This is a genomic window from Kitasatospora kazusensis, from assembly GCF_039529945.1.
GTDB classification, from domain to species: domain Bacteria; phylum Actinomycetota; class Actinomycetes; order Streptomycetales; family Streptomycetaceae; genus Kitasatospora; species Kitasatospora kazusensis.
This window is the reverse complement of record NZ_BAAANT010000004.1, coordinates 197,131-215,955: the sequence shown is the minus strand read 5'-3', so window position 1 is coordinate 215,955 and position 18,825 is coordinate 197,131. Positions and strand designations below refer to the sequence as shown.

Here is an 18,825-nt window from a genome sequence, read left to right as displayed (position 1 = left end):
CCGGATTCGGCGATATTCGTCGAATTCGGTTCGTTCGCAGCTGAACGACCCTGCTGTGCACCGTCAGGCAACCTCAGGGACGCCCCAGCGGTCGAACCAGGGGAGGAAGAGTGGGCACAATTGTCCCGGCACGGCTCTGCCCCCGAGGGGCCGGGCCGACCACCGGCATTCTCGGACCGGGGCGATACAAGGGGAGGCAGGACCACGGTGGCTGATGGCACCAAGGCAGTCGTCGAAACGTCCGTAGCGGACGAGGCGGCGCTCGCCATGGCACTCGGAGACATCCCGGGCGGGACACCGGAGGCCGAACCCGCGGACACGGCCCCCGAGCCTGCCGACACCGAGCCGGACGACGCCGGACCGGACGACGTCGAGCCGGACGACGTCGAGCCGACCGCCGACCGCACAGCCAAGGAGCACGCCTCCGACCAGAACGCGGCCGAGGACCCTGCCTCCGACGACCCGGTCGAGGCCACCGCCCCGCTGTCGGCCGCCGAGATCGCCACCGAACTGGCCGCCCGCGCGGCCTCCCGGTCCGCCACCGCCACCGAACCGGTCACCGCAGCGCCCACGGCCCCGACGGCCACCGCCACCGAGGCCGAGGTCGAGCCCGAGCCCGAGGTCGCCACCCTCCCGCCGGTCCTCCCGGCCCCGATGCGGCACAGCGGCGACAAGGTCGGCGGTCGCTACCGGCTGGAGGAGTGCATCACCCAGTCGGAGGTGTTCAGCAGCTGGCGCGCCGTCGACGAGAAGCTCCGCCGGGCGGTGGGCGTGCACCTGCTCGCCGCCGGGCACCAGCGGGCCGCAGCCGTCCTCGCCGCGGCCAAGGCCGCCGCGCTGCTCGGCGATCCGCGCTTCGTCCAGGTGCTCGACGCCGTCCAGGAAGGCGAACTGGTCTACGTCGTCCGGGAGTGGCTCCCCGGCGCCAAGGACCTCGCCCAGCTCCTCACCGACGGTCCGATGGAGCCGTACGACGCCTACCAGATGGCACGTCAGGTCACCGACGCCATCGCCACCGCGCACCGCCGCGGGCAGGCCCACCTCCGGCTCACCCCGAGGTGCGTCCTGCGCACCGAGTCCGGCCAGTACCGGATCAACGGCATCGCCGTGGAGGCCGCCCTGCGCGGGCTCTCCGCCGAGGAGGCCGAACTCACCGACACCCGCGCCATCGGCGCCCTGCTGTACGCCGCCCTGACCCACCGCTGGCCCTACCCCGAGGACCGGTACGACCTCCAGGGGCTGCCCAGGGACCTCGGCTGCGTCCCGCCGGACCAGGTCAAGGCCGGAGTCCACAAGGGGCTCGCAGAGCTGGCCGCGCGGGCCGTCTGCGAGCACCCGCCGCACCACCAGGAACCCCTCACCAGCCCCGAGCAGCTCGCCGAGGCGATCACCCGGCTGCCGAAGATCCGTCAGCCGGAGCCCCCGGAGCTGCCGCCGTACACCCCGCCCCGCTACCCCGCCGGGCGACCCGCGCAGACCCAGCACCCGCTCGGCCCCGGCCACGCCCCCGGCCACGCCCCCTCCCAGGCACACCCGCAGGGCCCCGTCGGCGCCGAACCGGCGGCCGCGCCCCACCCGCGCCCGGCCCGGCCCGGCCGGCGTCGCAAGCTCCACACGCTGCTCCGCTGGACCGCCTCCGCGGTGGCGCTGGCCGCCATCGGCGTCGGCTCCTGGCAACTGGTCAGCAACCTGCACGGCTCCAAGACGGACACCGCCCCCGACCCCGGCAGCAGCGTCGGCGCCGGCCAGACCCCCGGCTCCTCGGCCCGGCCGGTGGTACCGGCCGGGCACCCGCTCACGGTGGCCGGCATCCAGTCCTTCAACGCGCTGGGCGACCAGCCGGAGCACGCCGAGACGGCCGGCAACGCCATCGACGGCAAGCCGGACACCTACTGGCAGACCTCCTCCTACGACTCCCCCTTCGGCGCCTGGAAGGAGGGCACCGGGCTGCTGCTCGACCTCGGCTCGACGAAACAGGTCAGCTCGGTGGACGTCCAGCTCACCGGCCGGACCGGCGTCGAACTCCGCGCCGCCCCCGGCTCCGCCACCACCGCGCCCACGGCCGACAAGGCCGGCCTCGACTCGCTGGGGACGGCGGTCGCCAAGGGCACCGGCACCGAGGTCGTCCTGAAGCCCGACCACGTACTGAACACCCGCTACCTCTTGATCTGGCTCACCGACATCCCCAAGGATGAGGACGACAAGTTCCAGGGCCGGGTGGCCGAGATCAAGGTCACGGGCTGACCGGACCGGACGAGGAGGGCTGCGTGACCGCGGAGCCCTCCGACCCCGAGCTGCTGGCCCGCCACACGGCCGGGGACCCTGATGCCTTCGGCCTCCTCGTCCAGCGCCACCGGGACCGGCTGTGGGCCGTCGCGGTGCGCACCCTGGGCGACCGCGAGGAGGCCGCGGACGCGCTGCAGGACGCGCTGGTCTCCGCCTTCCGCGCCGCCCACACCTTCGAGGGCCGGTCCGCCGTCACCACCTGGCTGCACCGCATCGTGGTCAACGCCTGCCTCGACCGCGCCCGGCGTACCGCCACCCGGCGGACCGGATCCCTCGACGAGGACCCGCAACGCCTCGACACCCTGCTCGGCAGCGCCGAACCCGCCGACACCCAGGTCGTCCGGGCGGAGCTGCGCCGCGAGGTCACGGACGCGCTGGCCGCACTGGCGCCCGAACAGCGCGCCGCGCTGGTCCTGGTCGACATGCAGGGGTACCCGGTGGCCGAGGCCGCCGAAGTGCTCGGCGTCGCGGTCGGCACCGTCAAGAGCCGCTGCGCCCGGGGCCGGGCCAAGCTCCTGCCCCTGGTGCGCCACCTCCGGGCGGGCGGTCCGGAGGATTCACGTGAAACACCGGCCCGCCCGGAGGCGACGGCTCCCGCTCCGACGGGCCGCACACCCCTGAGCACCGGAGCGGCCCCCGCGCCGGCGGCGCCGCGCGGTGTTTCACGTGAAACACCGCCTGCACCGCCCTCCTCCACACCGGGACGGAACCCGATCGGCACCGGTTCCGTCCCAGCAGGGACCCCGCTCGCGGAGAACACCCCGGAGGCCGCTGCTCCGGGTCAGCGGTTCGCGTTCCCCGACCAGGCCCTGGAAGGAGAGGTGACTCCCCGATGACGCCCCACGCCCCTTCCTGGTCCGCTGCCGACGGTTCCTTCCCGCATCCCGACATCGATCTGCTGGCCGACCTGTCCGAGGGGCTCGTCGGGCCCGCCGACCTGCCCGCTCTCCAGGAGCACCTCGACCGCTGCGAGGAGTGCGCCGACACCCTCGCCGCGCTGACCGAGGTACGAGAGCTGCTCGGCTCGGTGGACACTCCCCCGATGCCCGCCGACGTGGCCGCACGGATCGACTCCGCCCTGGCCGCGGAAGCCGCCGCGGCCGCCGCAGCCCGCGAGGCGGCCGAGGAGAGCGGCAACGCGCCCGAGGCTGTGCGCGCGCCGGTGCCCGCTGCCCCCGCGCCGCTGTCCGGTGCCCTCGCCCCACCGAACCGTCGGAGCGAAGGCACCGGCCCGGGCCGGCCCCGGTCCCGACGGCGGCGGATCCTGGTGGGGACGGCCGCCGTCCTCACCACCCTCGGTCTGGCCGCGCTGCTGGTGCGCCAGACCGATCCGGCCGGGCAGCACCCGAGCGCCTCCGCCGCGGCCGACAGCTCGGTCGGGCGGCCCGGCACGACGGCCGACGGCCCGGTCTACCAGGACGGCCTCCTCACCGCGCAGATCCAACAGCTGCTGGCCGCCTCCGGCACCCCGAAGGCCCCGAGCCAGCGGGCGGAGTCCTTCCACGCCGAACCGAGGCCGGCCGCCTCCCCGAAGCCCGACACCACGGGGCCCGACTCAGCGCCGCCGACCACCGCGTTCGGCGGTTCCCCGGCCGGTGCCCTGCCGGACTGCCTCCCGGCCGCCACCGGCCACGGCGCCGAGGCGCCGCTCGCCGTCGGCCACGGACGTTACGGCCCGGCCGACGTGACCGCCCTGGTCTACCCGCTGCCCGGCCGGCCCGGAGAGCTGGACGTCTACCTGGTCACCTCCGGCTGCCCGGGTGCCACCGTGGTCCTGCACCGCACCGTGCCGAGCCGCTGAGGCCCGTCGTCGAACTCCCGTCGTCGCCCGAAGCGCCGCGGACGGAGGTCTGACGGCGGGCCTCAGGGCCCGCCCGGCCCAAGCCTCGGGCGGATGCTGCACAGGGGCCTGGGAATGAGCGACACTGGTGAGCCGTTGTCCCGGGCGGCGGAGCATGACCGCCCTCCCCGCTGAAGCGCGGGTCGCGATGCGAACCAGGAGATGCAGTGAGCGACGTCCGTAACGTGATCATCATCGGTTCCGGCCCTGCCGGCTACACCGCCGCGCTCTACACGGCCCGAGCCTCCCTCAAGCCGCTCGTGTTCGAGGGCGCCGTCACCGCCGGTGGCGCCCTGATGAACACCACCGAGGTCGAGAACTTCCCCGGCTACCGGGACGGCATCATGGGCCCCGAGCTGATGGACAACATGCGCGCCCAGGCCGAGCGTTTCGGTGCCGAGCTGATCCCGGACGACATCGTCGCGGTCGACCTCACCGGTGACGTCAAGACCGTCACCGACTCCGAGGGCACCGTCCACCGCGCCCACGCGGTGATCGTCACCACCGGCTCGCAGCACCGCAAGCTCGGCCTCCCCCGCGAGGACGTGCTCTCCGGCCGCGGCGTCTCCTGGTGCGCGACCTGTGACGGCTTCTTCTTCCGCGACCAGGACATCGCCGTGGTCGGCGGCGGCGACACCGCGCTGGAGGAGGCGACCTTCCTCTCCCGCTTCGCCCGCAGCGTCACCGTCATCCACCGCCGCGACAGCCTGCGCGCCTCCAAGGCGATGCAGGAGCGGGCCTTCGCCGACCCGAAGATCAGCTTCGCCTGGGACAGCGCGGTCGAGGAGATCCACGGCGACCCCAAGCTGACCGGTGTCACCCTGCGCGACACCACCACCGGCGAGAAGCGCGAGCTGCCGGTCACCGGCCTCTTCATCGCGATCGGCCACGACCCGCGCACCGACCTCTTCAAGGGCCAGCTGGACCTGGACGCCGAGGGCTACCTCAAGGTCGAGGCCCCCTCCACCCGGACCAACATCCCCGGCGTCTTCGGGGCCGGCGACGTCGTCGACCACACCTACCGCCAGGCGATCACGGCCTCCGGCACCGGCTGCTCCGCCGCGCTGGACGCCGAGCGCTACCTCGCCTCGCTGGCCGACCTGGAGGCCCAGGCCGCCGCCGTCGCGGTCTGACCGAGCCACTCCCCCGGCTCGGCGCGGCCTCCCGCCCGGGCGCTGTTCCACGTGGAACTGTCGGTCCGTGCGGTGTTTCACGTGAAACACCGCACGGACCGGGCACCGCACCAGACCATCTCACGTGACACCGCACCGGAGGCACCGCCGCCGGCCGGCTTCCCACCTGACACAGGCCCGACCGGACTACCGGACGTGAGGCAGCGCACCCCTGACAGCGCCGCCGAGCCGAAACAGAACACCCGCCTCCGTTGTTGTCCACCTAGCAGGTGCCGAGCGGAGACAGAGCCCAGCACCACCTCGTTCGCAACCTTTAGGAGTTCCCGTGGCCGGCGACACCGCGACCATCACCGTGACCGACGCGACCTTCGACGCAGAGGTTCTCAAGAGCGACAAGCCCGTCCTGGTCGACTTCTGGGCCACCTGGTGCGGCCCGTGCCGCCAGGTCGCCCCGATCCTCGAAGAGATCGCCGGCGAGCACGGCGACAAGATCACGATCGCCAAGCTGGACGTCGACAACAACCAGACGACCGCCGCCACGTACAACGTGATCTCCATCCCGACGCTCAACGTCTACCAGGGCGGCCAGCTGGTGAAGACCATCACCGGTGCCCGCCCGAAGGCCGCGCTGCTGCGCGAGCTCGCCGAGTTCATCTGAGCCAGCCTCAGCTGAACCGGTACGACGCAGGCGGGCCCCGGGATCACCCGGGGCCCGCCTGCGTCGTTTCCGGGCCTGAACCGGCCCGCCCGCGCCCGTACCGGCGGGCCCTCGGCCGAACCCCCGCTGTGGGTCAGAACGGCCGGAGTGCCGGCTCCTTCCGCGCGCCGCCGAGGAGACGTTCGAGCGCGGTCTCCACATCGCCCTTCCAGGACAGCGCGGTGCGCGCCTCCATCCGCAGCCTCGGGTAGCGGTGGTGCGGCCGAACGGTCTTGAAGCCCACCGCCAGCAGATGCTCGGCCGGCAGCACGCAGCTGGGGATCTCCCGGCCGACCGCACCGAAGGCCTCGATCGCCTTGAACCCCCGGCCGACCACGTCCTTGACCACGGTCTGCACCAGCACCCGTCCCAGCCCCTGCCGCTGGTACCCGGGCAGCACTCGGCTGACCATCAGCTGCACCGCGTCCGGGGAGACCGGACTGGTCGGGAACGCCTGGGAGCGCGGGACGTACGCGGCCGGCGCGTACAGCACATAGCCGGCCGGGACCTCGTCGACGTAGACCACCCGGCCGCAGGACCCCCACTCCAGCAGCACCGCGGAGATCCAGCCCTCCTTCTCCAGCTCCGGTCTGCCCGACTCGACCGCCGCCTTGGCACTGACCGGGTCGAGCTCCCAGAACACGCAGGACCGGCAGGTCGTCGGAAGATCCGCGAGGTTGTCCAATGTCAGCGGAGCGATCCTGCGTCCCACCGTGCACCTCCTCCTAGCCCGACGGGCCGTCACACCACCGAGCTTCCTCCCACAACAGAACGGGTGCATGTTTCACGTGAAACCGAACCCACGTGAGACATGCACCCGCCGAGCGACTCGCCGCTCCCACGACCGGCACCACCGGTTTCAGCCCTGCGAGAGACGCAGTCCCTCTTCGCCCGGGGCCAGGCTGTCGAGAATCCGGTTGAGGTCCTCGACCGAAGCGAACTCCAGGACCACCTTGCCCTTGCCCAGCCGCCCGTTGCGCTGCGAGACCTCGACCTTGACCCGGGTGTCGAAACGGTCGGAGAGCCTCCCGGCCAGGTCGTTGAAGGCCGGCGAGAGGATCTTGCCCGCCTTCGGACCGGCCCCGCGCTGCGGCTTCTCGTCCTGGTCCAGCACCGCGACGAGCTCCTCGGTGGTCCGCACCGAGAGCCCCTCCGCGACGATCCGCCGGGCCAGCTGGTCCTGCCGCTCACTGTCCGGCACGCCCAGCAGCGCCCGCGCGTGCCCGGCCGTCAGGACGCCCGCCGCCAACCGGCGCTGCACGGCCGGGGAGAGCCGCAGCAGCCGCAGCGTGTTGGAGACGTGCGGGCGCGACCGGCCGATCCGGTCGGCCAGCTCGTCGTGGGAGCAGGAGAAGTCGCGCAGCAGCTGGTCGTACGCGGCCGCCTCCTCCAGCGGGTTGAGCTCGGCCCGGTGCAGGTTCTCCAGCAGCGCGTCCAGCAGCAGCTTGTCGTCGTCGGTGGCCCGGACGATGGCGGGGATCAGGTCGAGACCCGCCTCCCGGGAGGCCCGCCAGCGCCGCTCGCCCATGATCAGCTCGAAGCGGTCGGCGCCGACCTGACGGACGACCACCGGCTGGAGCAGACCCACCTCCTTGATGGAGGCGACCAACTCGGCGAGCTTGTCCTCGTCGAAGACCTCGCGCGGCTGGCGCGGGTTCGGCGTGATCGAGTCCAGCGGCAGCTCGGCGAACCTGGCACCCTCCACCGGGCTGAGCGCGGCCTCCAGCACGCTGCGTTGCGGCAGCACGGACTGCTCCCGCACGCTCTCCGCCGCGACCTTCGCCGCCACCGTGCCGCGGTCGGCCGGCAGCACCGGCAGCGCGCCCGGGGACACCGCACCGGTGCCCGCCACCGCGGTCGTCCCACCCTGTCTCGCCGGAGCCACCGCGGTACCGGCCGGAGCCCCGCTCGGTGCGGCGGACGGCGCCGCCGGGATCAGTGCCCCGAGCCCGCGTCCCAGACCTCTGCGCCCACCACTCACCGGTTGTCCTCCATCGTGCCGTGCTGTGCCATCGGGACAGCCGGCGCGCCCGTCGCGCTCCGCTGCTGCCCCACCGAGCCGTGACCCTCTGCCGCGTCCACGGCCACCACCGCCCGGAGTGCGAGCTCACGAGCGGCCTCCAGGTAGGAGAGCGCCCCGGCCGAACCCGGGTCGTAGGTGAGGACGGTCTGCCCGTAGCTCGGCGCCTCCGAGATCCGGACCGACCGCGGGATGGCCGTCGTGAGCACCTCCTCCGGGAAGTGCGTCCTGACCTCGTCCGCCACCTGGGACGCCAACCGGGTCCGGGCGTCGAACATGGTGAGCAGGATGGTCGAGACGTGCAGTGCCTGGTTCAGGTGCGCCCGCACCAGCTCCACGTTGCGCAGCAGCTGGCCGAGCCCCTCCAGCGCGTAGTACTCGCACTGGATCGGGATCAGCACCTCCTGGCCCGCGACGAGCGCGTTGACCGTCAGCAGCCCCAGCGAGGGCGGGCAGTCGATCAGGATGTAGTCGAGCGGCTGCTCGTACGCGGCGATCGCGCGCTGCAGCCGGCTCTCCCGGGCCACCAGGGAGACCAGCTCGATCTCGGCACCGGCGAGGTCGATCGTCGCGGGGACGCAGAACAGCCCCTCGACGTCCACCACCGGCTGCACGACGTCGGCGAGGGGCTTGCCCTCCACCAGGACGTCGTAGATGGACGGCACCTCGGCGTGGTGGTCGATCCCGAGCGCGGTGGAGGCGTTGCCCTGCGGGTCGAGGTCCACCACCAGGACCCGCAGTCCGTGCAGGGCCAGCGAGGCCGCCATGTTGACGGTGGTGGTGGTCTTCCCCACCCCGCCCTTCTGGTTGGCCACCACGATCACCCGGGTGGCGGCCGGCCTGGGCAGTGCCTCGACGGACTGTCCGAGGGCCCGAGCCGCGGCCTGCGCGGAGCGCGGCGGGGGCGTGTCATCGATCTGGTCGACGGTCTCCGAGTCCTGCATGCTGGTCAGTGTTTCACGTGAAACCGGAGCGGCGACAGTCACCGACCGGATGAGACCGAGCCCGCGGCGGAGCCGCTGATCGAAACTGCCGGAAAGCAGGGAGCGACGTTTCACAGGAAACACCATGCCCACAAATGTCGGAAATCTGACGGTGCGACACTCCGACCATCCGGGCACACTCCCCGTCCCGGGCCGGTCGACCGGCCCCGGACCGCCCCTGCCCCGCTCTCCCGCACCCCGGCGCCCGGCTGCCCCCGGCGGCCGCTCAGCGGCTGTCCGTCGGCCGTCCGGCCCGCCGGCCGCAGGTCAGCGCCTGCGGCGACCCGCCACCCGGCCCGCGTCGCCGCCCTTGGCCGCCCGGCCCGCCCGCGCGGCCTTGGCCCGCCGGGTCGCCGCCTTGACGCCGCCCGGGCTCTCCCCCGCCTCCACCCGGACCACCCGGGTCGAGGTCTCCAGCGTGCCCTCGCCGACCGAGATCACCGACCACTTCACCGCGCCCAGCTTGGTCAGCGCGGAGCGCGACTCGGCGAGCTCCTGCTCCGCGGTGTCCCCCTTGAGCGCGAGCATCTGCCCGTACGGCCGCAGCAGCGGCAGGCCCCAGCCCGCCAGCCGCTCCATCGGCGCCACCGCCCGCGCGGTCACCACGTCCACCGAGAGCTTGCCGATCATCTCCTCGGCCCGGCCGCGCACCACCGTCACGTTGTCCAGGCCCAGCTCCCGGACGACCTCCTCCAGGAAGGTGGTCCGGCGCAGCAGCGGCTCCAGCAGCGTCACCGAGACGTCCGGCCGGGCCATCGCCACCGGGATGCCGGGCAGCCCGGCGCCCGAGCCGACGTCACAGAGCGAGGCGTTGGCCGGCAGCAGCTCGGCCAGCACCGCGCAGTTGAGCACATGCCGGTCCCAGAGCCGCGGAACCTCACGCGGACCGATCAGCCCGCGCTGCACACCCGCCGTGGCCAGCAGCTCCGTGTAGCGCAGGGCCATCGGGAAACGCTCCCCGAAGACCTCCCGCGCCACGGCCGGCGCCTCGGGCAGACTCGGCCGGTCGGCCTCCGTGTCCTCCACCGGGGTGCCCTCGGTCGCCACGCCGTCCGTGTCCATCTCAGCTTCTCCGCTCACCGTCTCCACCCACCGCACTCGACCACTGTTTCACGTGCGCCCGGTTTCACGTGAAACACAGCACGGGAACACGGGCTGTGAGACCGAAACACGGGCCGTGCAACGCAGGATATGAACGACCGGCCCCGTCCGCACGAAGCGGACGGGGCCGGCCTGGGTACCGCCTCCGGTGTCAGACCGGCAGAACGACCACACAGCGCTGGGGCTCCTCGCCCTCGGACTCGCTGCGCAGACCCGCCGCCGCCACCGCGTCATGGACGACCTTGCGCTCGAACGGCGTCATCGGGCGCAGCTTGACCTGCTCCCCCGAGCTCTTCGCCTGCTCGGCCGCCTTGCTGCCCAGCTCCGCCAGCTCGGACCGCTTGCGGGCCCGGAAGCCCGCGATGTCCAGCATCAGACGGCTGCGCTCACCGGTCTCCCGGTGCACGGCCAGCCGGGTCAGCTCCTGGAGCGCCTCCAGCACCTCGCCGTCCTGGCCGACCAGACGCTGCAGCGAGCGGTCGTTGCCGTCGCTGACGATGGACACCAGAGCGCGGTCGCCCTCCACATCCATGTCGATGTCACCGTCGAGGTCCGCGATGTCGAGCAGACCCTCCAGGTAGTCGGCCGCGATGTCGCCCTCCTGCTCCAGGCGGGAGACGAGGCTCTCAGCGGCGCCCGCGCCGGGCGCAGTCTCGGGCTCGGCCTCAAGAGCGGAGGTGGTGCCTTCCGTCACTGCTGGACTCCTTCAGGGATAGGCCCTTGGGTCGGGCCGGGAACGAAGATCAGGAGAAGCCGGATCAGGACTTCTTCTTCGGCCGCTGGCCGCCCTGCTGCCCGCCGCGCTTCGGCTGCTGCCGGGTACCCGGCTTGGCCGGCGCCGCACCCTTGGCTGCCGAGCCCTGGGCCGCCGAGCCCTGGGCCGCCGCACTCTTGGCGGTGGCCGGCCCCGGCACCGCGTCCTTCGGAGCCGAAGCGGTCTCCGCCTCCGGCTCCTTGGCCAGACCGGTCTGGCCGGCACCGCCCTGCGGGTGCACGGCCGCCTGCTGGCGCTGCGCCTTGGTCTGCTTACGCGGCTGCTGGCGCCGGACCTGCACCGCGCCCTCGACCGTCTCCTCCGCCGTGGCCGTGGCGCTCTTGGCCGCGCCGCCGCCGGAGATCTTGGCGAGCAGCCCGACCTTGATCACCGAACCGTCCGGGTTGAGCCGGCCGGCCTTCTTCAGCCGGGCCTGCCGCTCCTGGAACGCCTTGCTGCCCGGCGTCGGGTTGTTGTGGATCACGATCAGCTGCTGGCCCATCGACCAGACGTTGGTGGTGAGCCAGTAGACCAGGACACCGACCGGGAAGTTGACGCCCATCACGGCGAACATGACAGGGAAGACGTACATCATCATCTTCTGCTGCTGCATGAACGGCGTCTTGACCGTGAGGTCCATGTTCTTCGTCATGAGCTGGCGCTGGGTGATGAACTGCGACAGCGACATCAGCACGATCATCACGGCAGTGACGATCTGGACGTTCAGGGTGTGGCTGCCCAGGAACTTCGCCGACAGCGGGGCACCGAAGATGTGGGCCTGCTGCGCACTCGCCAGCAGGTCGCCCTGGATCACGCCGATGTGCTTGTTGTTGGCCACCGAGGCCAGCACGCCGTAGAGGGCGGTGAAGAACGGCATCTGTACGAGGATGGGAAGGCAGCTGGAGAAGGGGTTGGTCCCCGCCTCCTTGTACAGCTTCATCATCTCTTCGGACTGGCGCTGCTTGTCGTTCTTGTAGCGCTCCTGGATGGCCTTCATCTTCGGCTGGATAGCCTGCATGGCCCGGGTCGACTTGATCTGCTTGACGAAAAGCGGGATCAGGCAGATCCGGATGACGACCACCATGGAGGCAATCGCGAGACCCCAGGCCCACCCGCCATTCGGGTCGAAGACGTGGCTGTACAGCGAGTGGAACTGGACAATGATCCAGGACACCGCGGTGTACAGGGGGTTGAGGAAGGACCAGGTCACCGGTCAGACTCCTTGGACATCGGGCTTGGCCACCGGCTCAGGCCCGGCGGTCCCGCTCTTCGGGCTCAGCAGATCGCGCAGCCGACGGTGCCAGACCGGGTGCTTGCGCGGCGGAACATGATCGACCCCGCCGGGTGACCACGGGTTGCAACGCAGGATGCGCCACGCGGTCAGGCCGGAGCCCTTGACCGCGCCGTGCACCCGCACCGCGTCGTACCCGTAGTGCGAGCACGAGGGGTAGTAGCGGCACACCGGTCCGAGCAGCGGACTGATGGTCCACTGGTAGAGCCTGATCAGGCCCATCAGCAGGTACTTCATCGCCCTGCTCCCGTCGGCGCACTGCCGGTCGGCTCAGCCCGGAGCAGCCGCCGAAGCGCCGCATCCAGGTCGTGCTCCAGTTCGAGGTACGAGGCCGTCGCTGCCGGGGGCAGCGCGCGTACCACTATCAGGCTACCTGCGGGCAACCTGGGCAGATGCTCGCGGACCAGGTGACGCAGACGACGCTTCACCAGGTTGCGCACGACCGCCGGACCGACGGCCTTGCTCACGACGAAACCCGCACGCGCCGAAGGAAGCCCTTCGGCGACGTGCGGGCTGGAGTCGCTGGTCCGGTCGGCCGTCCCCCTGGCCTCGCCATCTCTGTGGAGATGGACGACCAGAAGGGGCCGACCGGCTCGACGGCCGCGTTTCACCGCGGTCGCGAAGTCCTGGCGCCGCCGCAGCCGATTCTCGGGGGGCAGCACTGCAGACCCTTGACGCGGATCAGGCGGAGATGCTGACGCGGCCCTTGGCACGGCGAGTCGCCAGGATGGCGCGGCCGGCGCGGGTACGCATCCGCAGCCGGAAGCCGTGGGTCTTCGCGCGACGACGGTTGTTCGGCTGGAAGGTGCGCTTGCTCACTCGGGGGCTCCTGGGGTGAATCGAAGGATGACGGGAAATCGCTTGGCCGTCACCGTGCGTCCGCGTGATCCCCTCCCACTGGCTTCCCAGAGAGAGGCGGCCGGCCCCGACAACCCAGGTCGGCTGGGTTTTGAGGCAATCCACGGCGCCCGTGCTGCGCGCCTTATGGAAGCGGGTGGACCCGCGGACATGCGGCAGCGGCCATCGACAACTCGACCTGGTTACGGTACGCGGGACGGGGGCGGGGGGTCAAACCGGCCGACGGCCGGGAGCCCGCCAAAGCCGCCCGGGAGTCCTCCCGATCATGATAGAGGCCAGTCCTCGCAAGGCCCGCACCCGCCCTGAACACCCGTACCCTGGCCTTGAGGCCGTTCACCCACAGCCTGTGGACAACAACTTGAATCAGTCCTGCCGCCTGACTACCGTTGCAGGACTTGTCGGGTTTGTTCGTCCACCAGGCTCATCCACCGGACCCGTCCACCAGGCTCACCCACCGGGCCAAGCCCTCGGGTCGGTACCCGAAGTCCCTTGACACCCCCCTTCCGGGGAACGAGAAAGCGTGCACCAGTGGCTGATGTCAACAGCGATCTCGTCGTCGTCTGGGCGCGGGTCGTCGAGCGGCTGGTCAACGACACGAGCGTCGGGGACAAGGACAAGACCTGGGTGCGGCGCACCCAGCCGATGTGGATGATGCACGACACCGCCCTGCTCGCGGCGCCCAACGAGTTCGCCAAGCAGGTCCTGGAGGGCCGGCTGATGCCGCAGCTGAGCGAGACGCTCAGCCGCGAGTTCGGCCGCCCGGTCCGGATCGCCGTCATGGTGGACGCCAACGCCGTACCGCCCGCCGCGGCGCCCGCCCCGGCCGAGCAGCCGTTGGCCGAACCGCAGCCCGAGGAGTGGTCCCCGCAGCAGTACCGCGAGGAGCCGGACTACCCCGCCCGCGCCGCCCGACCGGCCGAGCCCGGCCGCTGGCCCTCCGCCGAGGACTACCCGGCCCGGGACTACGGCCGCTCCTACGAGCAGCCGACCGAGCAGGGCTACGAGCGCGGCCGGTACGACGCGGCCGGCTACGACCAGCGGCCCGCACCGTACGGCGGCGCGCAGACCGGCGGCTGGGCCGACCAGGACAGCGGCCAGGACACCGACCAGGGCGCCGGGCAGGACCGCGGCTGGGAGCAGCGCTCCCCCGAGTACCGGCGCGAGGAGCCCGAGCACCGGGGCGAGCCGGGCGGCCGCGAGGGCGGCGGCGGGCAGGGCGAGCTGTTCGGCGGCGCGTACGGCGCTCCGGCGGACCGGCCGCGCCCGGGGCCCGGCCGGCGGCCGCCGGCCGGTGCACCACGACCGGCGTCGGAGCAGTCCGGGCCCGGCCCGCTGCTGCCCGACACCCGCCCGCAGTCCGGCCCGCCCGCCCGCACCGGCGGCGGCCCGCCGGAGCGCGTACCGAGCCCGGGTGTGCCCGCGCCGCCCGGCGCGCCCCCGGCCGGCGGCTCCCGCAAGGACGAGCCCGCCGCCCGGCTCAACCCCAAGTACCTGTTCGACACCTTCGTGATCGGCGCGAGCAACCGCTTCGCGCACGCGGCGGCGGTGGCCGTCGCCGAGGCTCCGGCCAAGGCGTACAACCCGCTCTTCATCTACGGCGAGTCCGGGCTCGGCAAGACCCACCTGCTGCACGCCATCGGGCACTACTCGCGCAGCCTCTACCCGGGCACCCGGGTGCGGTACGTGAGCTCGGAGGAGTTCACCAACGAGTTCATCAACTCGATCCGGGACGGCAAGGCGGACGCGTTCCGCAAGCGGTACCGGGACATGGACATCCTGCTCGTGGACGACATCCAGTTCCTGGCGAGCAAGGAGTCCACGCAGGAGGAGTTCTTCCACACCTTCAACACCCTGCACAACGCCAACAAGCAGATCGTGCTCTCCTCGGACCGGCCGCCCAAGCAGCTGATCACCCTGGAGGACCGGCTCCGCAACCGCTTCGAGTGGGGGCTGATCACCGACGTCACCCCGCCCGAGCTGGAGACCCGGATCGCGATCCTGCGGAAGAAGGCGATCCAGGAGCAACTCAACGCTCCTGCCGACGTGTTGGAGTTCATCGCGTCCCGGATCACCCGTAACATCCGGGAGTTGGAGGGTGCGCTGATCCGGGTCACCGCCTTCGCCAACCTCAACCGGGCGCCGGTGGACCTGGAGTTGGCCGGGATCGTCCTCAAGGACCTCATCCCGGGCGGCGACGAGGACGCCGGGCCGGAGATCACCGCGCAGGTGATCATGCAGCAGACGGCGGCGTACTTCGGGCTCGGCGTGGACGACCTCTGCGGATCCTCGCGCAGCCGCGTACTGGTGACGGCACGTCAGATCGCGATGTACCTGTGCCGTGAGCTCACGGACCTCTCGCTGCCGAAGATCGGCGCGCAGTTCGGCGGGCGGGACCACACCACGGTGATGCACGCGGACCGCAAGATCCGGTCGCTGATGGCCGAGCGCCGCTCCATCTACAACCAGGTCACCGAGCTGACCAACCGCATCAAGAGCTAGGGCCTGCCCGCACCACCGGGCGGGCGCAGCAGGGGAGTCAGGGGAGCCGGGAGCACCCTGGCTCCCCTTCGGCATGTCCGGGCCCCGGCTGCGGGCTACGGGTGGCCTGCGGCCGACGGACGGGGCCCGGCTGCGGACGGCAGCCGACGGACGGCGGGCCGAGGGCGGCGCGGACGGGCCCGACGGGTGCGGGCGGCAGATGCCCGGAGCGCGGCCGGTGCGGCCGGCGGGCAGCAGGGCCACCCGGGTGCTCGGAGCGAGGAGAGAGGTGTAAGGCCGCGCCGGGCCGGGCAGTATCGACACAGTCGCCGCTGCACCAAGCCGACTGCCGGGCCGAACATCTGACCATCAATTCGAACAGGTCAGGGCCGAGGAGCAGTAATCCACAGGATCGGGTGGTTTTTCCCCGTCCACAGCTTGGGGAGCCCCGAGTTATCCAGAATTCCTCCACAGGCCCGGCGCCGTTACGCTCTTCGACGCAGGTCAGGTGCCTGTGGACTTGTGCACAACGGTTATCCACAGGCTGTGGACAGTCGACGGGCCGTCAGACCGCCAGCCGAGTTATCCACCGGCTGTCCCCAGGAAACCAGTGGTTATCCCCAGGTTCTCCACAGCTGCGTCCACAGTTCGACAACATTGGGCAACTGTTCACCGGCCAGTGTGAAAGGCGTCACGTGTCGTTGACGGCGCCCCGTGGATAACCGGTCCATGATCTGGGGACGGAGCTGGGGATAACCTGTGGATACTCAGAGTGCCCTGTGGGTAACCCAGAGTTGTCCACACCGGGCCCTACTTGTCCACACCCGCCATCCACAGCACCTGTGGACAGAAAACAGGGTCTGACCTGCGGAAACGGGGTTATCCACGGTATCCACAGGCCCTACTACTACCACTACACCTATAGACCATTGGACTCGGTTAACAGCGGGGTGGCCCGAAAACTGTGGACAACCGGATCCCGACGTCTGTTCGGGTTGCTTCCGCCCGTCTGCCCCGTCTGTCGGTGGAGTACGTCAGACTGTCCTTCGGCACCTGGGATCCGGATGGCACAGCCTCGGCGGTCAGGTGCCGGTGGGCGACCACCACGAACGACTGGATGATCAAGAGCGATGCGACAGCAGGATGCAGGAGGCGGTTACCGGTGAAGTTCCGGGTGGAGCGTGACGTCCTCGCGGAGGCGGTGGCCTGGGCTGCCCGCAGCCTCCCGGCGCGGCCGCCGGTGCCGGTGCTGGCCGGCCTGCTGCTGACGGCACAGGAGGGCAGCCTGGCGCTGTCCGGGTTCGACTACGAGGTCTCGGCCCGGGTCGAGCTGGAGGCGGACGTCGAGGAGGCGGGCACCGTCCTGGTCTCGGGCCGGCTGCTGAACGACATCTCGCGGAACCTTCCCAACAGGCCTGTGGAGATCTCCACCGACGGCATGCGGGTCAGCGTGGTCTGCGGCAGTTCGCGATTCACACTTCCCACCCTGCCTGTGGACGAGTACCCGGCACTCCCGCAGATGCCGACCGCGACCGGCACGGTCTCCGGCGAGGTCTTCGCCGCCGCCGTCAGCCAGGCCGCCGTCGCCGCCGGCCGGGACGACACCCTGCCGGTGCTGACCGGTGTGCGGGTCGAGATCGAGGGCGACCGGATCACCCTGGCCGCCACCGACCGGTACCGCTTCGCCGTCCGCGACCTGCTGTGGAAGCCCGAGCAGTCGGACATCTCGGCCGTCGCGCTGGTCCCCGCCAAGACCCTGCAGGACATCGCCAAGTCCCTGGGCAGCGGCGACACGGTCTCCATCGCGCTCGCCTCGGGCGGGGCCGGCGAGGGCCTGATCGGCTTCGAGGGCGCCGGCCGCCGGACGACCACCCGCCTGCTGGAGGGTGAGTTCCCGAAGTTCCGCAGCCTCTTCCCGACCGAGTTCAACGCGGTCGCGGCGATCCAGACCCAGCCGTTCCTGGAGGCGCTCAAGCGCGTCTCGCTGGTCGCCGAGCGCAACACCCCGGTCCGCCTCAGCTTCGAGCAGGGCGTGCTCACCCTGGAGGCCGGCTCGGGCGACGACGCCCAGGCCGTCGAGCGGATCGACGCGGACCTGGAGGGCGACGACATCTCGATCGCCTTCAACCCGGGGTACCTGGAGGAGGGGCTCAAGGCCATCGACGCGGCCTACGCCCAGCTGAGCTTCACCACCTCGACCAAGCCCGCTCTGCTCAGCGGCAAGCCCTCGGTGGACGCCGAGGCGGACGAGGCGTACCAGTACCTGATCATGCCCGTGCGTCTCTCCGGCTGACGCCGGGCAGCCGTACGCAACGGATCACCCACAGGGGCGCGGGGAACTGCGCGACCAGGGCACGACGTACGTGCACGGTTGCGCGCGCAGTTCCCCGCGCCCCTGTTCGGGTTGCGGTGTGCGGTCCGCTGCACGCCGTAGGCTCAGGGTGCGCGGCAACGGCGCCGCAGTCAGGCAACGTCACCACAGTGAAGGACTTGTCATGGAGCTCGGCCTCATCGGTCTCGGCAAGATGGGCGGCAACATGCGCGAGCGCATCCGCCGCGCAGGTCACACCGTCATCGGCTTCGACCGCAACCCGGACCTCGCCGACGCCGACAGCCTCGAAGACCTCGTCAGCAAGCTCCAGGCGCCCCGGGTGGTCTGGGTGATGGTCCCGGCCGGCGGCCCGACCCAGGACACCGTGGACCAGCTCGCCGAGCTGCTCTCCCCCGGTGACGTCGTGGTCGACGGTGGCAACTCGCGCTGGACGGACGACATCAAGCACGCCGAGACGCTCGCCGCGCAGGGCATCGGCTTCGTCGACTGCGGTGTCTCGGGCGGTGTCTGGGGCCTGGAGAACGGCTACGCGCTGATGTACGGCGGCGACGCCGAGCACGTCGCGAAGGTGCAGCCGGTCTTCGAGGCGCTGAAGCCGGAGGGCGCCTTCGGCTCCGTCCACGCGGGCGCGGTCGGCGCCGGGCACTTCGCGAAGATGGTCCACAACGGCATCGAGTACGCGATGATGCAGGCCTTCGCCGAGGGCTGGGAGCTGCTGGAGGCGGCCCCCGAGGTCACCGACGTCCGCGAGGTCTTCCGCAGCTGGCAGGAAGGCACGGTCATCCGGTCCTGGCTGCTCGACCTGGCCGTCAACGCCCTGGACGACGACGAGCACCTCACCAAGCTCAAGGGCTGGGCCGCCGACTCCGGCGAGGGCCGCTGGACGGTCGAGGCCGCCATCGACCACGCCGTCCCGCTGCCCGCGATCACCGCCTCGCTGTTCGCGCGCTTCGCGTCCCGTCAGGACGACTCCCCGCAGATGAAGATGATCGCCGCGCTGCGCAACCAGTTCGGCGGCCACGCGGTCGAGTCCAAGTAGCACCACCGGATCG

General features: G+C 71.6%; 16 protein-coding genes and 1 pseudogene. 8 read left to right on the top strand and 9 right to left on the bottom strand.

The genetic code is table 11. The features are described 5' to 3' along the window. The first annotated feature begins 207 nt into the window (after positions 1-207). The 5 genes and pseudogenes from ABD330_RS05910 (at position 208) to trxA (ending at position 5,917) form a co-directional block, all read left to right on the top strand. Complete coding sequence (locus tag ABD330_RS05910; protein WP_344461460.1) at positions 208-2,244, top strand: protein kinase family protein; 2,037 nt, start codon at positions 208-210, stop codon at positions 2,242-2,244. A 23-nt stretch (positions 2,245-2,267) separates the two neighbouring features. Then, positions 2,268-2,957 (top strand): annotated as a pseudogene (gene sigM, locus ABD330_RS05905) (RNA polymerase sigma factor SigM); the annotation flags it as partial. Positions 2,958-3,118: 161 nt separating this feature from the next. After that, a complete protein-coding gene (locus ABD330_RS05900) occupies positions 3,119-4,087 on the top strand; it encodes an anti-sigma factor family protein (protein ID WP_344461457.1) in 969 nt (322 codons plus the stop codon). A 206-nt stretch (positions 4,088-4,293) separates the two neighbouring features. After that, positions 4,294-5,259 carry a thioredoxin-disulfide reductase gene (gene trxB, locus ABD330_RS05895; RefSeq protein WP_344461455.1) on the top strand — a complete coding sequence of 322 codons (966 nt, stop codon included), beginning with the start codon at positions 4,294-4,296 and terminating at the stop codon, positions 5,257-5,259. Positions 5,260-5,584: 325 nt separating this feature from the next. Further along, a complete protein-coding gene (trxA, locus tag ABD330_RS05890; protein WP_344461453.1) occupies positions 5,585-5,917 on the top strand; it encodes a thioredoxin in 333 nt (110 codons plus the stop codon). A gap of 133 nt (positions 5,918-6,050) precedes the next feature. Here trxA and ABD330_RS05885 read toward each other — a convergent pair whose 3' ends face one another. The 9 genes from ABD330_RS05885 to rpmH form a co-directional block, all read right to left on the bottom strand. Next, positions 6,051-6,668: a GNAT family N-acetyltransferase gene (locus ABD330_RS05885; RefSeq protein WP_344461451.1), complete on the bottom strand. Its 618-nt coding sequence runs from the start codon at positions 6,666-6,668 to the stop codon at positions 6,051-6,053. A 147-nt stretch (positions 6,669-6,815) separates the two neighbouring features. Continuing rightward, positions 6,816-7,937 (bottom strand): ParB/RepB/Spo0J family partition protein, encoded by a 1,122-nt coding sequence (locus ABD330_RS05880; RefSeq protein ID WP_344461449.1) that lies wholly within the window; start codon positions 7,935-7,937, stop codon positions 6,816-6,818. Then, positions 7,934-8,962: a ParA family protein gene (locus ABD330_RS05875; RefSeq protein ID WP_425555453.1), complete on the bottom strand. Its 1,029-nt coding sequence runs from the start codon at positions 8,960-8,962 to the stop codon at positions 7,934-7,936. The genes ABD330_RS05880 and ABD330_RS05875 overlap by 4 nt, the downstream gene beginning before the upstream one ends. 264 nt (positions 8,963-9,226) lie before the next feature. After that, positions 9,227-10,021 (bottom strand): 16S rRNA (guanine(527)-N(7))-methyltransferase RsmG, encoded by a 795-nt coding sequence (gene rsmG / locus ABD330_RS05870; RefSeq protein ID WP_344461445.1) that lies wholly within the window; start codon positions 10,019-10,021, stop codon positions 9,227-9,229. Between the two features lie 190 nt (positions 10,022-10,211). Further along, the gene (locus tag ABD330_RS05865) at positions 10,212-10,754 is read right to left on the bottom strand and encodes a Jag family protein (protein WP_425555452.1); all 543 of its coding nucleotides are present in this window, start codon (positions 10,752-10,754) and stop codon (positions 10,212-10,214) included. Between the two features lie 64 nt (positions 10,755-10,818). Beyond that, the gene (gene yidC, locus ABD330_RS05860; RefSeq protein ID WP_344461443.1) at positions 10,819-12,024 is read right to left on the bottom strand and encodes a membrane protein insertase YidC; all 1,206 of its coding nucleotides are present in this window, start codon (positions 12,022-12,024) and stop codon (positions 10,819-10,821) included. A 3-nt stretch (positions 12,025-12,027) separates the two neighbouring features. Next, positions 12,028-12,342 carry a membrane protein insertion efficiency factor YidD gene (yidD, locus tag ABD330_RS05855; RefSeq protein WP_344461441.1) on the bottom strand — a complete coding sequence of 105 codons (315 nt, stop codon included), beginning with the start codon at positions 12,340-12,342 and terminating at the stop codon, positions 12,028-12,030. Then, entirely contained in the window at positions 12,339-12,767 is a 429-nt protein-coding gene (rnpA, locus tag ABD330_RS05850) for a ribonuclease P protein component (protein WP_344461439.1), read from the bottom strand. The genes yidD and rnpA overlap by 4 nt, the downstream gene beginning before the upstream one ends. Before the next feature lie 19 nt (positions 12,768-12,786). Beyond that, positions 12,787-12,924, bottom strand: a complete 138-nt coding sequence (rpmH, locus tag ABD330_RS05845) for a 50S ribosomal protein L34 (RefSeq protein ID WP_344461437.1) — start codon at positions 12,922-12,924, stop codon at positions 12,787-12,789. A gap of 567 nt (positions 12,925-13,491) precedes the next feature. On the opposite strand from rpmH, the gene dnaA reads away from it, so the two are divergent. The 3 genes from dnaA (at position 13,492) to gnd (ending at position 18,812) form a co-directional block, all read left to right on the top strand. Beyond that, entirely contained in the window at positions 13,492-15,462 is a 1,971-nt protein-coding gene (gene dnaA, locus ABD330_RS05840; protein WP_344461435.1) for a chromosomal replication initiator protein DnaA, read from the top strand. A gap of 1,141 nt (positions 15,463-16,603) precedes the next feature. Next, the gene (dnaN, locus tag ABD330_RS05835; RefSeq protein ID WP_344461433.1) at positions 16,604-17,734 is read left to right on the top strand and encodes a DNA polymerase III subunit beta; all 1,131 of its coding nucleotides are present in this window, start codon (positions 16,604-16,606) and stop codon (positions 17,732-17,734) included. A 202-nt stretch (positions 17,735-17,936) separates the two neighbouring features. Next, positions 17,937-18,812, top strand: coding sequence for a phosphogluconate dehydrogenase (NAD(+)-dependent, decarboxylating) (gene gnd, locus ABD330_RS05830; protein WP_344461431.1), 876 nt, complete (start codon positions 17,937-17,939; stop codon positions 18,810-18,812). Positions 18,813-18,825 lie beyond the last annotated feature (13 nt).

Excerpts from the sequence above, each read along its gene's own strand:
- ABD330_RS05900 (WP_344461457.1), top strand. The coding sequence starts at position 3,119 with ATGACGCCCCACGCCCCTTCCTGGTCCGCTGCCGACGGTTCCTTCCCG.
- rsmG (WP_344461445.1), bottom strand. The coding sequence starts at position 10,021 with ATGGACACGGACGGCGTGGCGACCGAGGGCACCCCGGTGGAGGACACG.
- yidD (WP_344461441.1), bottom strand. The coding sequence starts at position 12,342 with ATGAAGTACCTGCTGATGGGCCTGATCAGGCTCTACCAGTGGACCATC.
- gnd (WP_344461431.1), top strand. The coding sequence starts at position 17,937 with ATGGAGCTCGGCCTCATCGGTCTCGGCAAGATGGGCGGCAACATGCGC.